The organism is Reyranella sp. CPCC 100927 (assembly GCF_007859315.1).
Lineage (GTDB): Bacteria > Pseudomonadota > Alphaproteobacteria > Reyranellales > Reyranellaceae > Vineibacter.
Map to the genome: position 1 here is coordinate 882,798 of NZ_VOHA01000001.1, position 13,772 is coordinate 896,569.

A 13,772-nucleotide genomic window follows, 5' to 3' on the forward strand; every position below is an offset into this window, starting at 1 on the left:
TTATCAGCTGGAATGGGGGTCTCGGCCAACTATTTGTTTCGAGTTTTCCGCCGACCGGCCGAATCGCCGGTGGGGAGGGGAACAGCGTATAGTTCCAACCGGTGATCGACCAGGCGATAGCCAAGCCTTTCGGCCATCGCCCGCTGCAATTCCTCGATCTCCTCGTTCTGGAACTCGATTACCCGGCCCGACTGGATGTCGATCAGGTGATCGTGGTGGACTTCGGTGTGCTCTTCATAGCGCGAGCGCCCGTCACGAAAGTCATGCCGTTCCAGGATGCTGGCTTCTTCGAAAAGGCGGACAGTGCGATAGACGGTGGCGATGGAAATCTTGGGATCGATCTCGATCGCGCGCCGATAGACCGCCTCGACGTCGGGATGATCGGTCGCCTCCGACAGGACGCGCGCGATCACCCGGCGCTGGCCGGTCATCTTCAGTCCCTTCTCGACGCAGCGCTCTTCAAGGCGCGATTTGTCCGACACCGGTAAAGCCTCCAAACTGTCTTCTTATACTGCGTCTTTGACGGGGGCTGCCAGCCCGATCAACAGTTCTAGCACTCCGGTACGGTTCGACGGGTCAGTGGTGCTGACAATCAGAGGCAGGGCTATCCCTTGGTACGCGCGACGCGGGCACGCATGCGCTTGGTGCCGAGGCCGACTTTCTTGGCCAATGCGCTGCGAACCTTGGAATAGTTCGGGGCAACCATCGGATAATCGGCAGGCAGGCCCCACTTTTCGCGATACTGCTCGGGCGTCATGCCGAACGCACTCATCAGGTGCCGCTTCAGCATCTTGTGCTCGGTGCCATCTTCCAGGCAGACAATATGGTCGCGCTTGATGGACTTGCTCACAGGCACTGCGGGTTCGGGCTTAGCAGCCGCGCGGCCGTTGCCGACAGCGCACAGCGACGCATGAACCTGTTCGATAAGTTTTTGCACATCAGCGACAGAAACAGTATTATTAGATACGTGAGCCGTGACAATCTGGGTTGTAAGGGCAAGAAGATCTGCTCCGGGTTTGTTTTGTTCGCTCATGTTTTTCCTTTATCGGCCGGAAAGAATTACTGGACAATTCCGATATAGTACTGTCTCGGTACAGGATCAACCTTGACTTTGCCGGCCAAGAAATATGTGCGTTGCTGCGATGAGTGCAGATGCTGTCATCGATATTACAGCGGACGTATGTCCGATGACCTTCGTGCGCGTGAAACTCGCGCTTGAGCGGCTGCCATCAGGCGCCGTGCTTGATGTACGTCTGAATGCAGGTGAACCGCTGCGCAACGTGCCGCGATCGGCGCAGGCCGAAGGCCACGCGATTGTCAGCCTCGCACCGGAATCGGATGGATCAAGTATACATCGCCTGGTCATTCGCCGGGCGTAGAGATGGTCGTTGGTGTGCGGGTTTATTGAACGTAAGTGCGCAACTATTATGGCGATTGGTGTCATAAAAGACCCGAGAGCTTCGCAATATTGTGCCGGAAGTGGAATGAATGTGCAGCGGCGAACCATGACTCGCGGGTGACAGGCCGATACTCAGCGTCGATTGTCATATTTCTTGGCTATTCATCGATTGCCGTGAAAATCACGGCGCATGGTCAATGCTGTGACGTGGCCATGCGGGCCGCGATCGAAATAATTGTTTCGCCGCCCGACGATCACGAAGCCGTGGGCTTCGTAGAGATGGCGGGCCGCCAAGTTGTCTTCCGCGACTTCGAGGAAGATATGGCGTGCGCCGCGGCGCCGGCATCGCCGGCTCAACGTCGACAACAACAGCGTCGCACCGCCACGCCGGCGGGCTGTCGGCACGACGCCGATCGTCAGTACTTCGGCTTCGTCGGCGGCGACACGGGCGAGCGCCAGCCCATCAGGCTGGTCGCCGGTCATCAACAGTGCGCCGAAGCAGCCGGGGGATTCCAGCAGGCGTGTGAATTCCGCGGCGGTCCAGGTGCGCTCCCATGGCGCGTCGAAGCACTGGGCATAGAGGGACGCCGCCACGTTGCGGTCGTGCGGCCGCAGTGTGCGAACGGTATTGCTCACCGCCCGGTACGCGGCAGCGTGACGTCAGCCGGGCGCAGATAGAGCGGTGCCGGCATGCCGTTCGTCCTGTTGATGTCGCGCCAATACTCAGCGCCGCGCTGAAGCGCCAGACGTGCCAGCACGCAGACATCCGGCGTCGTCGGGCCGCCGGCGGGTTCGGCATCGACGCCGGATTGCGCGAGAGCGGTGCACAGCGCTGCCGCGCCATCGCCGATGATGAGCAGTCCGCCGTCGGCCTCGGCGGCGATCGCGGGAACATCGGCAACCCGCGGCGGCCGCGTGTCGTCGAAACCGACGTAGTAGTCACCGCGATGCGTGTCGATCGCCGCCAGCAGTCGACGGTGTTGCGTTTGCAGGCGCCGGTGATCGGCGGTGGTCGCGGCCGCAAGCAGGGTCTCGGTTGTCGTCAATCCGGCCAGCGGGATGTCGTGTGCCAGCGCCAGGCCGCGTGCCATCGCAAGCCCGATGCGCACGCCGGTGAAGCTGCCCGGGCCGACGGTGACGGCGATCAAGCCCAGCGCGTCGGATCGCACGCCGGCACTGGCCAACGTTGCCACGATCATGGGCGCCAGCGCCGCAGCATGGCCTCGCTGCATCTCCTGCCGGTCGTGCGCTAGTATTGTCACGCCGGAAACGGTCTGCTGTATCGCAACGGCGACGGAACAGGCGGTGCCGGAGCAGTCGAAGGCAAGAACAGGCGGGACGGTCATGACGGGATGGTGTGCGTGGCGCCGATCAAGATCCGCAGGCGCAGCGGGAGCGTGGCAGGCATGATGACTTCTATGGACATCGTCGAGATTGCGCCACCGGACTTTGACGTGGATATCGCGTTGGCCTATGCGACGACGGCCAACATAACCGGACAGCCCGTCTACAGGAATGCCCAGTGCTGGTTGCACCGTACGGCGGCGCAACACTTGCGGCATGCGATTGACCTGGCTGCCCTGCAGGGTTGGCGCCTGCGCATTTTCGACGCGCTGCGGCCGACCGAAGCGCAATGGGCGCTATGGAATGCCGATCCCAATCCGGAATTTCTCGCCGACCCGCGCCGCGGCTCGCCGCACTCGCGCGGCGTTGCCGTGGACCTCACGTTGCTCGATCGCAACGGACAGGCGCTCGATATGGGTACGGCGTTCGATGCGTTCACGCCGCGCTCACATCATGCGAACCCCGACGTCAGCATTGACGCCCAACGCAATCGTCTGTTGCTTCTCGGACTGATGACCGCGGCAGGTTGGGATTTCTACCGCAATGAATGGTGGCACTATCAATTGTTCGACGCGCGGCGATTCCCCCTGATCGCCGATGCCGACCTGCCGGTGCCGATGATGTAGTTGCTGGAGGTGCGGGCGCCCGCATGCGCCCGCACCTGCGGGTCAGATCGGCGGCAACTTGGCGCCATCGAAATCGGTCAGCCGATTCTCGCGGATCACGCCGCGCACGAAGCTGATGTAGGAATGGCCCAGTTCCGAGTAGCGCAGCAACTGGCCGATCAGGTGGTAGCCGTCGGGGTCCTTGCCGCCGGTGCGCAGTCGCGCCCGCTCGGCACGGAAGCCGCTGTAGGCAAAGTGCGTGTTGAGATTCAGGAAATACGCCTCCACCGATGCCGACATGCTCGAGAAGGCGGCCGGGATCTGGCGGCTGCCGGCACGGATCTGGCCGAAGAGCGAATTGCCGACGCGCGCCGCGTAGGATGTTCCCCAGCCGCTTTCGACGCCGGCTTGCGCGATCGCCATCGACGGCGGAATGACATCGACGCGCCGCAACAGTTCGATGAAGTCGGTCGACTCCGCGCCATAGCGGTCCGCCACCTCCGCCAGCCACATGCGTTCGATCACGCTGAGGCTGCGTTCCCGCGCATGGCGCTCGTGCAGGCGCTGCAGGTGCATGCGATCGGCCAGAATGCGTTCGTTGGCCTCCAGCACGATGGGCAGCAACGTCTTGATGAACAGCGCCTTGCGCTCGTTGCCGTCCTTGACGTTGACGAGATCGCCCGGCACCCGGTCGATCTGCAAGGCGGGCACGGGCTCTCCGCGCCGCGCCTGGTCGAGCGAATAGTCGTGGGAGCGGAAGAGGCTCGCCAGTTCGCTGGTGTTTGCCACGCGCATGGACGTGACCTGCCGGCGCATCGGCCCGGCAGCATGGCCCAGACGGCCATGCAGTCCACGGCGAGTATCGTCGTTGACGACCACGACATCATCGGCCGACGACGCTTCCCATTCGACAATGGCGGCTTCGAACGACGGCATCTCGGCGATCGGCAGTTCGGCGACGGCGAGTTCCAGCGTGGGCAGCGCGGCGATGGCCAGTTCGACCGGCGGCGGTTCGACGGGCAGGGGGATGTCGATGGCGACGGTCTTCCACACAGCCGTGACGTCGACGACGTCCGCTGCCGCCAGTTCAGGCGAATCCGCGCTCTGGGGCAGCAGGGCGATGGCCAAATCCGCACGCGGACCATCCGTCGGAACGGTCAGGGCGCCGAGCAGACAGGCTCCGAACGCGCCGATCAGGGCATAGTTGCGGCCAAAGTCGGCCGCCCGGGCAGCGCGCTCGTTCATAGGTTACCTGTTCGTTGTTGGTTGGAATTCCGACGAACGATCTCGTCCGGCGGCCTCGATCATGAGGCCGCCGGCGGCAATCACCGCCGGTACTGAACGCGGAAAACTAGTGGACTACGCGACCGGTCGGACCTCGACCACTTCGGGCACGTAGTGCCGTAGAAGGTTCTCGATCCCCATCTTCAGCGTCGCCGTCGAACTGGGGCAACCAGAGCAGGAGCCCTGCATGTGAAGATAGACGACGCCGTCTTCGTACGAATGAAACACGATATCGCCGCCGTCCTGCGCCACGGCCGGACGGATGCGTGTGTCGAGCAACTCCTTGATCTGCGTTACGATCTCATCATCCTCCTCGGCGGAGGCTGCGGCGTCCGCCGTCTCCTCGGTACGCAGAACGGGCTCACCCGAGGTGAAATGCTCCATGATGCCGCCCAGAACGGCGGGCTTCATCACCTGCCAGTCCTGCGCGCCGGTCTTGGTGACGGTGACGAAATCCGAACCGAGGAACACCCGCTCGACCCCGTCGACGTCGAACAGCCGGCGCGCCAGCGGCGAGCGCTGCGCCGATTCGGCGTTGGGGAAGTCGGCCGTGCCCTGTTCGAGCACCACGCGACCGGGCAGGAACTTCAGCGTCGCGGGGTTGGGGGTCTGTTCGGTTTGGATGAACATGCCTGGCTCCGGGTCAGCTCGAGTGTCGATCGTCGACCCGTTGGGGTTGGTGGCCGGGTCGATCCGACTTCGTCGGATCAACCGGAACCCTTTTGAGTTAGGGGGCGTTTTTGGTGCCTTCAAGCCAAAAAAACGGAGTGTATGATCAATTGTTATGTAAAAACGGAGTAACCCACGGAATTATCTATCCAAAAAAGCCCTGCCATCAAGTGGCGTCAAATCTAAGTTGTTCGAAAGTCAATCATATTCGAAGTGGATAACCGAGACAAATTGCCTCCTTATTTCAGGTGATTGCATCGACCTGCGCGTCCGTCAGGCTGCCGGGCACGATCGTCATCGGAACCTTGAGCGTGGCCACGTGCTTGCCGACCAGAGACGAGACCAAGGGGCCGGGACCTTCGCTGCCGGTACCAGCGGCGAGCACCAGAATGGAAATGGAAGGGTCTTCGGCCAGCAGCTTCAGGAGCTGCTCGCGCCGGCCGCCCTCACGGAAATGGAGGATCGGCGGCAGGCCGGTGGCGGCAACGACCTGGTCGGCGAAGCCAGCAACGATTTCCTCCGCCCGCTGACGCGCTTCCTCGCGCATGAGATCGCCGATGGTCTCCCAATGCTGCGGCTCGGGCGGCTCCATCACGTAGAGAAGCGCCACGCGGCCGCCGGTGCGCTTGGCGCGGCGGCAGGCATAGCGCAGGGCGACACGCAGTTCCGGTGTCTCGTCGACCACGACCAGGAATACCCGGTCGGTTGGGGTCTCGGCCATCGTTACCCTCCGCTAGATCCGTCTTGCCACCACACCCGCCAGCCAGCCGATGGCCAGGGCCAGCGCAATGGCGCCGGCGCCGTAAACGGGCGCGATCTCGTGCGCTGCTTCCGAGACCCGGGCGCTGAAGCCCGCCTTGCTGACCACCAGCGGCCGCGACACGGCGGCAACGGCCTGGTTGTCCCGGAAGATATAGGCGCGCACTTCGTAGTCGCCCACCGGCAGCCGCGACGGGAACCGCAGCTCGGCGCGAAACAGGCGGCCGCCGACAACGGTGATCGGATTGACCGTGTCGGGAAACAGTCCCTCCCGGCGTTTGGCGGCGATCAGGCCTTGTCGGAAATCGGTGAGATCCAGCGGCCGGCGGCGCTGGGCGTCGACGGCGCGCACCGCCTCCAGCCGTTCGTCCAGGGTCACGGGCGTGCCGGGGACGCCGCCTGTGGGCAGAACCTCTTCCAGGGGGCGGGTGGCGGCGATCGCGTAATAGGCCGGGACGTCGTCAAAGGCTTGGCGGCCGGCGTTGACCCAGAGGCCGAACACGCGCTCCTTGCGCAGGATCGTCTGGCGCGTGACCGGGCCGCTCACCGTGATGACCACGTCGCCCGGGCCGTCAATGGTGCCGAACACCAGAACGTCGGCGCCGCGAAAGGCCGACGTGATCGATACCCGAGGTCGCGACAGGTCGACGAGCAGGGGCTGCGCCAGCGCCGCTGCCGGTGCGCCCAGGGCCAGCAGCAGGGCCAGCAGGGTGCGGACGAGACCGGGGGTGTGCCGCGGGCGGGTCATGGCATGCGCACCATCTCACCCAGCGTATGGATCGCAGCCGGCGGTGCCACCAGTTCGAACATCAGTTCCAGCGCCATGCCCAGGACCAGCAGCGCCAGCAGGCCGCGCAGCTGAAAGCCGGGCAGGTTGGCGGCCACCCGCGATCCGATCGGGGCCCCGATCGCGCCGCCCAGGATCAGGACCAGCGCCAGCACGATATCGACGGTCTGGTTCTGGGCTGCCTGCAGGAACGTGACGTTGATCGCCACGAACAGGATCTGGAACAGCGACGTGCCGATCACGACCACGGTCGGCATGCCCAGCAGATAGATCATCGCCGGCACCAGCACGAACCCGCCGCCGATGCCCAGAATTGCCGACAGCACGCCGACGGCGAAGCCCAGCCCGGCCGGCAGCAGGGCGCTGATATAGAGCTTGGATTTGTAGAAGCGCAGCTTCAGCGGCAGGCGATGCACCAGAAAGTGCTGATGCAGCTTGCGCCGGGCCGGGACATTGGCGCGTCGCCGCTGCCAGGCGCGCCACGCCTCGACCACCATCATGGTACCGATCGAGAACAGCAGCAGGACGTAGCCGATCTGGATGACGAAATCGACCTGGCCGAAGCGCTTGAGTACGGCGAACAGCTGTACGCCGGCAGTCGAGCCGATCAGGCCGCCCACCAGCAGCACCAGGCCCATACGGACATCGACATTGCCGCGTTGCCAGTGATTGAGCAGGCCGGTGACCGAGGTGGCGATCACCTGGTTGGCCTGGCTGGCCACGGCGACGGCCGGCGGCACGCCGGCGAAGATCAGCAGGGGTGTCAGCAGAAATCCGCCGCCGACGCCGAACATGCCCGCCAGCACACCCGCGACGGCGCCCAGCCCGAGCAACAGGAACACGTTCAGCGACAGCTCGGCGATGGGCAGATAGACATCCACGCGGGCCCAGTCCTCCGACGGGCCCGATGTCTGCTTCGGCTGTTCGCAACCCGCTACGACCCGCTTCACGCTTTTTGCGCCCGGCCACGGCGCGATGCAACAAACAGGTGGCGCCTGTCGCGCGCTTTTCTTGACGTTCAGGCCGGGGCGGGTCTGACCAGCGGAATGTGCGGTGCGCAGTCGGGCGGCAGGGTACCGTCCAGCCGCGGGTCGTCGTCGATCTCGACCTGCCAGCGATAGGGTACGAACCCGGAGCGCCGATAGAACGCCAGGGCGCCGGGGTGGTCCAGGGTGCAGGTATGGACCCAGACCCGCCGCGGTTGGCTCGCCCAGGCGCGTGTCAGCGCCGCTTCCATCAGCAGCCGTCCGGCGCCGCGACCGACCAATGCCGGCGTGAGCCCGAAAAATGCCAGCTCGACCTCGCCCGGCACGCGGAAATCCAGCTCCAGCAATCCCTCGTCACGGCCATCGGCGACCAGCGTCGACACCTCGACGGCCGGGTCGTGCACGATGGCGGCCAGGGTGGCATCGTCCATGCGCAGCCGGCTGAACCACAGCCAGGGCGTGCCGATGCGCCGGAACAGGTCGCGATACCAGTCGAGGCCGGGCCGCTCGACGCGGCGGACCGAGAAGCCGTCCGACGACGGCGCCGGCCGGCGCGGCGGTTTGCCGGTCATTTCCAGCGCCGTGACCACGGATGCGATCTTGCCGGGTGGGATGTCGACAACGGTGAAGGTCATGGCCTGAGGTAGAGGAAGCTGAAACGCCTGTCAAAACCGGTGCGGCCTGCCGCGCCCGTCGACGTTCGCAAGAGGGACTCGCGCACGCGGAAGGTCATGCGCTAGCGTAGGCGTCGACCTTCCCGGAGGTGCCGATTCCATCGGACGCAGAGATCGCGGATCGATTGCTGGCTCACATGCGGGCGGCCTTCGATGTCCCATTGCTTGCCTACGCCGAAAGGCCGCGGCGGATCACCGGCGGGTTCGAGACGACGATCCTTCGCTTCAGCCTGTCGGATCCGCCGCCGGTGTGTTCGGGCCCGTTGATCGTTCGGATCCTGCAGCCACACTATCACCCGGACCAGATCCGCCTGGAGGCCGCGGTCCAGAGCGCACTGGCGAGCGTGGGCTACCCGGCACCGCGCGCCGTGCTGGTGGGGGCCGACCCGGCTATTTTGGGCGGTGCCTTCATGGTGATGCCGTTCGTTGACGGCCAGCCGCTGGCCAAGGGGATGGACACGTTTGTGTCCGGCGCCGCTGTCGGTCGTGTGCTGCGCCTGGTGATCGACGTGCCGCGCGTGGTGGAGCAGATCGCGCGCGTCTGGGCCGACGCGCAGGTGCGGCTGCATGCGCTGCCCGTCGAGGCGATGGTGCGGGCGTTGAGCACCGCCGGCCTGCAGCCCTCGGCCTACACGTTCGAGGCACGGCTGGCGGTGTTGGGCCGCGAGATCAACGCTCTGGGGCTGACCGGCGTGAAGCCGGCCCTGGACTGGCTGGTGGCACATCAACCGCCGGCGGCTGCCACGGCCATCTGCCACTGCGATTTCCACCCCCTCAATATCCTGGTCGAGGACGGCCGGATCACGGGAGTCATCGACTGGGGCAACGTCACGTTGGGCGATCCGGCGCTCGATGTCGGTTCGACCATCGCGGCCATCACCACGACGCCGCTGGGCGTACCGGCATGGCTGCGGCCGATCGTGCGGGGGCTGCTGTCCTATGCGCTGTGGCGCTACCGCCGCGTCTACGGCCGGCAGCGCTCGGTCGATGCGGCGGCGGTGCGCTACTATCGGGTGTTCCGCTCGCTATGGCACCTCGTGGGCGCACTGCGCGGCGCTCGCCGTGGCGGCGCGCCGGCCGGCGCCCATGGCCGGCCCGAAGCGCGCCAACTGCTCGTTGCGCGCATCCAGGCGCTGAGCGGTGTGAGGATATCGGTCGAGGGTCAGCCCTAGACCAAGCGCTTCTCGCGCGCGGATGATCGGGGCGGTCTACGCGTTCTCGGTGGCGGGCGGCAGCAAAACCTCCAGCGCGTGTGCCGCCACGTCGATCTCGATGGCGGCATGGGCATCGGGCATCGGGTTTTCCCCGCGCCAGGCGCGATCGTCGATGTGGGCGTCGTAGCCGCTCCACGCCAGGCGCAGGCTGCGGCCTCGATGGACGTCGGTCGGTGGCGTGGCCTCGCCGCCCCGCAGACGCGTGGTGACGTAGTCGATGAAATCGGCACGGCGCTCTTCACGCACCAGCGCGAAGTCGAGTTGGCCGTCGCCGGGATCGGCGTTGGGAGCCAGGTCCATGTTCGGCCCCACGGCGGCGATGTTCATCGCCGCCACCAGCAGCACCTTGCCCGACAGCGGCCGGCCGTCGATCGTGCCGTCAAGCAGCAGCGGCGGATATTCCGATGCCAGCCCCTTCAGCGTGTGCACGTCGCGCTCCAACTTGCTTTCGCGGGTTCCAGGTTTGCTGCGTGTGCGGCTGTCGCGTTCGTCAAGCACCGCCATGGCGGTCGCGAACAATCCCAGGCCGACACCCTCGATGAACCACGATTTGCCCCACGGCCCACTGGCCACGCCGACATCCATCGGGCGGCGTCGGGCGGTCGGCCAGCCGGCGATCAGCTCGGCCGGGCCGCCATGGATCCGCAAGGCGCGGGCGATGTTGTTGGCGGTACCCATCGGCAGGATGGCGATCGGGACGTGACGGTGGATCAGCTTCAAGGCAGCGGCACCCACCGTGCCGTCGCCGCCAGCGATGACCACGAGATCACCGGGATCCTCGATGAGATGGCTCCAGTCCTCGTTCTTCGCGGCCTCGTGGGCGAGAACGTGCCCGTGCTCCTGCAACAGCCAGACCAGATGCTCACGTGAGAATTCATCGTCCCCTGCGGAGGGATTGTGGATCAGGCTGACGCGCATGAAGTCCCGGTGGTCAAGAGATGGCAATCCTCTGCAACGCCGGAGGCGCGGCGGAAGTTGCCCCTGGACCACATCTGCCGGCCGAGCACAGCGAGGATCTGAAGCCTGGCGCGGGATGACGGCCGCGAGGGCCATGGCGCCAATGCGGCGCTGAAACGACAAAACCGCGCCGGTAAGGGCGCGGTCCGTCTTAGCAGCGACTGTATCCGACCATTACATCGTCGGTCCCGCCGGCCATTACACCGCCGGCTCGCCACCATCCCTATATGGTGGCTTATTGTGTCACCTTCAAGACAGTGGAACGGTCGGTTCGTGTCAGTGGATTTCGGGCTCCGGCACCGGGGCGCCGGCGTCGCGGCGCAGGAAGTCGAAGTCGCAGCCCTTGTCGGCCTGCTGCACGTGGCGGGTGAACAGCCAGCCATAGCCGCGCTCGTAGATCACCGGCTTGGCCTGCCAGGCGGCCCGTCGGCGGGCCAGCTCCGCCTCGCTCACCTGCATGTCCAGCGTACGCCGCTCGACGTCCAGCGCGATCAGGTCGCCGGTCTTGACCAGCGCCAAGGGGCCGCCGACGTGGCTTTCCGGCGTCACGTGCAGCACGCAGGCGCCATAGCTGGTGCCGCTCATGCGGCCGTCGGAGATGCGCACCATGTCGCGCACGCCCTGCTTCAGCAGCTTTTGCGGGATCGGCAGCATGCCCCATTCCGGCATGCCTGGACCGCCCAGCGGCCCGGCCTGCTTCAGCACCAGCACCGTGTCGGCGGTGACGTCCAGGTCGGGGTCGTCGATGCGGGCGGCCATGTCGTTGTAGTTCTCGAACACCAGGGCCGGCCCGACATGCTTGTGCAGGCGCGGCTCGGCGGCGGCCGGCTTGATGACGGCGCCGTCGGGCGCCAGGTTGCCTTTCAGCACGGCCAGCGCGCCGTTGGCTTTCAGCGCCTGGCCGGGATCGACGATGATCTCGGGCAGGAAAGTCTCGGCGCCGGCGATGTCGTCGCCCAGCGTCCCGCCGCTGACCGTCGGTACGTTCAGATGCAACAGCGGCGCCAGCTTGGCGAGGAAAGCGCGCATGCCGCCGGCATAGAAGAAATCCTCCATCAGGTACTGGCCGGCGGGCCGGATGTTGGCGATCAGCGGCGTATCGCGCGCCAGGACATCGAACCGATCGAGGTCGAGTTTGATGCCGGCACGGCCGGCCCAGGCCAGCAGGTGCACAATGCCGTTGGTCGAGCCGCCCAGGCCCATCAATGCCCGGATGGCGTTGTCGAAGCTGGCGACCGAGAGGATGTCCGACGGCTTGAGGTCCTCCCACACCATGCCGACGATGCGCCGGCCAGCCTCGGTCGCCATGCGCGCATGCGCCGAATCGGCCGCCGGGATCGCCGACGCGCCGGGCAGCGTGAAGCCCAGCGCCTCGGTGACGGACATCATGGTGGCCGCCGTGCCCATCACCATGCAGGTGCCGAAGCTGCGGGCAATGCCGTCCTCCATCTCGTCCCAGTCGTCGTCGGAGATGGCGCCGGCCTTCTTGTCGGCCCAGTACTTCCAGACGTCGCTGCCTGAGCCCAACTGCTTGCCGCGCCAGTTGCCGCGCAGCATGGGACCGGCTGGCACCACGATGGCCGGCACGTTCATGCTGATGGCGCCCATCAGCAGGCCGGGGATGTTCTTGTCGCAGCCGCCGAGCAGGACAGCGCCATCGATCGGGTTGGCGCGCAGCAGTTCCTCGGTCTCCATGGCCAGCAGGTTGCGGTACATCATGGTCGTGGGCTTCATCATCGGTTCGCCCAGCGACATGGCCGGCATCTCGAGCGGGAAGCCGCCGGCCTGCCAGATGCCACGCTTCACCTCCTCGGCGCGCTGGCGCAGATGCACATGGCAGGGATTGGCCTCGGACCAGGTGTTGATGACGCCGATTACCGGCTTGCCGGCCCAGTCCTCACGCGCAAAGCCCATCTGCTTGGTGCGAGAGCGGTGGCCGAAGGCCCGCAGGTCCTGCGCGCCGTACCAGCGATAGCTGCGCAATTGCTCGGCGGTCTTGCGGCGGGCGGTCATGGGCGCGTCCTCTCGCAGGTCAATTCAAGCGCAGCTTAGTAGCGCCACGCAATGCGACAAGACCCCATGCGGGCTGCCCAGGCGGCACGGGTCACAGAGTTGGCCCGCCCCGGGGAGTACTGGCAATCGTACTGATTTCAGGCGGCTGTCGCGGCGCGTCACCAGGCGATCCTGTGGGCCGCCCACAGTGCGAGCGTCGATGGTTTCCTCGATCTGCCATCGTCGAGAGTCATGCTGATCGAAGACCAACGCCTGCGGGCGCTGCTTCGCCTGGCCTGGCGATACATGATGCTGCGGTTTCCATTTCAAATGCTGCGAATACCAAAGGAGTCCCGGCCTGGGCATGGTGCGCAGGCCAATGGCCCCGGGTGACCAGGGCGGTTGCATACTGTGGTTGCAACTGGTCGTTTCCCGACGGTAGTCGTTGAGCATCGGATGGCCCGCTTGTGGGATGCCGCGCGCGGCGGCATCGTAGGCGTTCATTGTTTCGGTGATCGCGGAGGATGAGATGAAGATCGTCTGCCGTGAACTCAGTCCCGAGCAATGGCCGGACATCGAACGGCTGTTCGGACCGCGTGGCGCCACGGGCGGTTGCTGGTGCATGTTCTGGCGGCAGGAGAAGGGCGAGAAATGGCCTGACATCCAGGGCGACACCAACAAACGTCGCTTCCGCGCACTGGTGCGCCGGGGCAAGGCCCATGGCGCGCTGGCCTATGCCGGCGATGAACCCATCGGCTGGATATCGTTTGATCGCCGCATCGACTTCAGCAAGCTCGACCGGTCGCCCAGCCTGGCATGCGATGATGCTGAACGCGTCTGGTCGGTGCCGTGTTTCTTCGTGAAATCAGGGTGGCGCGGCAAGGGCGTGGCCGATGCGCTGCTGGCCTTCGCCGTCAAGACGCTGAAGCGCTACGGCGCCGAGATTGCCGAAGGCTATCCGGTGAAGCTCGAGGCCGGCAAGAAATCGCCCGCGGCTTTCGTCTACACCGGGCTCGAGGCGATGTTTGCCAAGGCCGGGTTCACCACGGCCGCGGCGCGCGAGCGCGGCAAGCAACGGGTGCGGCTGGTGCTGAAGTGAGGG

General features: G+C 65.7%; 16 protein-coding genes. 4 read left to right on the forward strand and 12 right to left on the reverse strand.

Annotation, left to right across the window (positions count from 1 at the left end; genetic code table 11):
• Nucleotides 1-29: 29 nt before the first annotated feature.
• Both FQU96_RS03955 and FQU96_RS03960 read right to left on the reverse strand, forming a co-directional pair.
• On the reverse strand, nt 30-497 hold the full coding sequence (locus FQU96_RS03955) for a Fur family transcriptional regulator (protein WP_255467826.1): 468 nt from the start codon (nt 495-497) through the stop codon (nt 30-32).
• A gap of 107 nt (nt 498-604) precedes the next feature.
• Nucleotides 605-1,033: a MucR family transcriptional regulator gene (locus FQU96_RS03960; protein ID WP_146539519.1), complete on the reverse strand. Its 429-nt coding sequence runs from the start codon at nt 1,031-1,033 to the stop codon at nt 605-607.
• Nucleotides 1,034-1,142: 109 nt separating this feature from the next.
• Between FQU96_RS03960 and FQU96_RS03965 the strand changes: the two genes are divergently transcribed.
• Complete coding sequence (locus FQU96_RS03965; RefSeq protein WP_146539520.1) at nt 1,143-1,379, forward strand: sulfurtransferase TusA family protein; 237 nt, start codon at nt 1,143-1,145, stop codon at nt 1,377-1,379.
• Between the two features lie 182 nt (nt 1,380-1,561).
• Here the strand turns inward: FQU96_RS03965 and FQU96_RS03970 are convergent, their stop codons facing one another.
• A complete protein-coding gene (locus tag FQU96_RS03970) occupies nt 1,562-2,035 on the reverse strand; it encodes a GNAT family N-acetyltransferase (protein WP_218574586.1) in 474 nt (157 codons plus the stop codon).
• Nucleotides 2,032-2,745 carry a tRNA (adenosine(37)-N6)-threonylcarbamoyltransferase complex dimerization subunit type 1 TsaB gene (gene tsaB, locus FQU96_RS03975; RefSeq protein ID WP_146539521.1) on the reverse strand — a complete coding sequence of 238 codons (714 nt, stop codon included), beginning with the start codon at nt 2,743-2,745 and terminating at the stop codon, nt 2,032-2,034. The genes FQU96_RS03970 and tsaB overlap by 4 nt, the downstream gene beginning before the upstream one ends.
• A gap of 15 nt (nt 2,746-2,760) precedes the next feature.
• Between tsaB and ddpX the strand changes: the two genes are divergently transcribed.
• Nucleotides 2,761-3,369, forward strand: coding sequence for a D-alanyl-D-alanine dipeptidase (ddpX, locus tag FQU96_RS03980; RefSeq protein ID WP_255467828.1), 609 nt, complete (start codon nt 2,761-2,763; stop codon nt 3,367-3,369).
• Between the two features lie 42 nt (nt 3,370-3,411).
• Here ddpX and FQU96_RS03985 read toward each other — a convergent pair whose 3' ends face one another.
• From FQU96_RS03985 to FQU96_RS04010, 6 genes are all read right to left on the reverse strand, one after another.
• Complete coding sequence (locus FQU96_RS03985) at nt 3,412-4,593, reverse strand: glucosaminidase domain-containing protein (protein WP_146539522.1); 1,182 nt, start codon at nt 4,591-4,593, stop codon at nt 3,412-3,414.
• Between the two features lie 114 nt (nt 4,594-4,707).
• Entirely contained in the window at nt 4,708-5,262 is a 555-nt protein-coding gene (locus tag FQU96_RS03990; protein WP_146539523.1) for a NifU family protein, read from the reverse strand.
• Between the two features lie 283 nt (nt 5,263-5,545).
• Nucleotides 5,546-6,022 carry a universal stress protein gene (locus FQU96_RS03995; RefSeq protein WP_146539524.1) on the reverse strand — a complete coding sequence of 159 codons (477 nt, stop codon included), beginning with the start codon at nt 6,020-6,022 and terminating at the stop codon, nt 5,546-5,548.
• A 12-nt stretch (nt 6,023-6,034) separates the two neighbouring features.
• On the reverse strand, nt 6,035-6,808 hold the full coding sequence (locus tag FQU96_RS04000) for a TIGR02186 family protein (protein ID WP_146539525.1): 774 nt from the start codon (nt 6,806-6,808) through the stop codon (nt 6,035-6,037).
• Nucleotides 6,805-7,728, reverse strand: coding sequence for a sulfite exporter TauE/SafE family protein (locus FQU96_RS04005; RefSeq protein WP_146539963.1), 924 nt, complete (start codon nt 7,726-7,728; stop codon nt 6,805-6,807). Before FQU96_RS04005 ends, FQU96_RS04000 begins: the two co-directional genes overlap by 4 nt.
• Before the next feature lie 137 nt (nt 7,729-7,865).
• A complete protein-coding gene (locus FQU96_RS04010; RefSeq protein WP_146539526.1) occupies nt 7,866-8,468 on the reverse strand; it encodes an N-acetyltransferase in 603 nt (200 codons plus the stop codon).
• Between the two features lie 176 nt (nt 8,469-8,644).
• Between FQU96_RS04010 and FQU96_RS04015 the strand changes: the two genes are divergently transcribed.
• The gene (locus tag FQU96_RS04015) at nt 8,645-9,679 is read left to right on the forward strand and encodes a phosphotransferase family protein (RefSeq protein ID WP_146539527.1); all 1,035 of its coding nucleotides are present in this window, start codon (nt 8,645-8,647) and stop codon (nt 9,677-9,679) included.
• A 36-nt stretch (nt 9,680-9,715) separates the two neighbouring features.
• On the opposite strand, the gene FQU96_RS04020 is transcribed toward FQU96_RS04015, so the two are convergent.
• Nucleotides 9,716-10,639: a diacylglycerol kinase family protein gene (locus FQU96_RS04020; protein WP_178130302.1), complete on the reverse strand. Its 924-nt coding sequence runs from the start codon at nt 10,637-10,639 to the stop codon at nt 9,716-9,718.
• A gap of 315 nt (nt 10,640-10,954) precedes the next feature.
• Entirely contained in the window at nt 10,955-12,691 is a 1,737-nt protein-coding gene (araD, locus tag FQU96_RS04025) for an L-arabinonate dehydratase (RefSeq protein ID WP_146539529.1), read from the reverse strand.
• 508 nt (nt 12,692-13,199) lie between these two features.
• Between araD and FQU96_RS04030 the strand changes: the two genes are divergently transcribed.
• Nucleotides 13,200-13,769 (forward strand): GNAT family N-acetyltransferase, encoded by a 570-nt coding sequence (locus tag FQU96_RS04030; RefSeq protein ID WP_146539530.1) that lies wholly within the window; start codon nt 13,200-13,202, stop codon nt 13,767-13,769.
• The last annotated feature ends 3 nt before the right edge of the window (nt 13,770-13,772 follow it).

Coding starts and splice junctions, on each gene's coding strand:
- FQU96_RS03960 (WP_146539519.1), bottom strand. CDS start 1,033: ATGAGCGAACAAAACAAACCCGGAGCAGATCTTCTTGCCCTTACAACC.
- FQU96_RS03965 (WP_146539520.1), top strand. CDS start 1,143: ATGAGTGCAGATGCTGTCATCGATATTACAGCGGACGTATGTCCGATG.
- tsaB (WP_146539521.1), bottom strand. CDS start 2,745: ATGACCGTCCCGCCTGTTCTTGCCTTCGACTGCTCCGGCACCGCCTGT.
- FQU96_RS03985 (WP_146539522.1), bottom strand. CDS start 4,593: ATGAACGAGCGCGCTGCCCGGGCGGCCGACTTTGGCCGCAACTATGCC.
- FQU96_RS03990 (WP_146539523.1), bottom strand. CDS start 5,262: ATGTTCATCCAAACCGAACAGACCCCCAACCCCGCGACGCTGAAGTTC.
- FQU96_RS03995 (WP_146539524.1), bottom strand. CDS start 6,022: ATGGCCGAGACCCCAACCGACCGGGTATTCCTGGTCGTGGTCGACGAG.
- FQU96_RS04000 (WP_146539525.1), bottom strand. CDS start 6,808: ATGACCCGCCCGCGGCACACCCCCGGTCTCGTCCGCACCCTGCTGGCC.
- FQU96_RS04010 (WP_146539526.1), bottom strand. CDS start 8,468: ATGACCTTCACCGTTGTCGACATCCCACCCGGCAAGATCGCATCCGTG.
- FQU96_RS04015 (WP_146539527.1), top strand. CDS start 8,645: ATGCGGGCGGCCTTCGATGTCCCATTGCTTGCCTACGCCGAAAGGCCG.
- FQU96_RS04020 (WP_178130302.1), bottom strand. CDS start 10,639: ATGCGCGTCAGCCTGATCCACAATCCCTCCGCAGGGGACGATGAATTC.
- araD (WP_146539529.1), bottom strand. CDS start 12,691: ATGACCGCCCGCCGCAAGACCGCCGAGCAATTGCGCAGCTATCGCTGG.
- FQU96_RS04030 (WP_146539530.1), top strand. CDS start 13,200: ATGAAGATCGTCTGCCGTGAACTCAGTCCCGAGCAATGGCCGGACATC.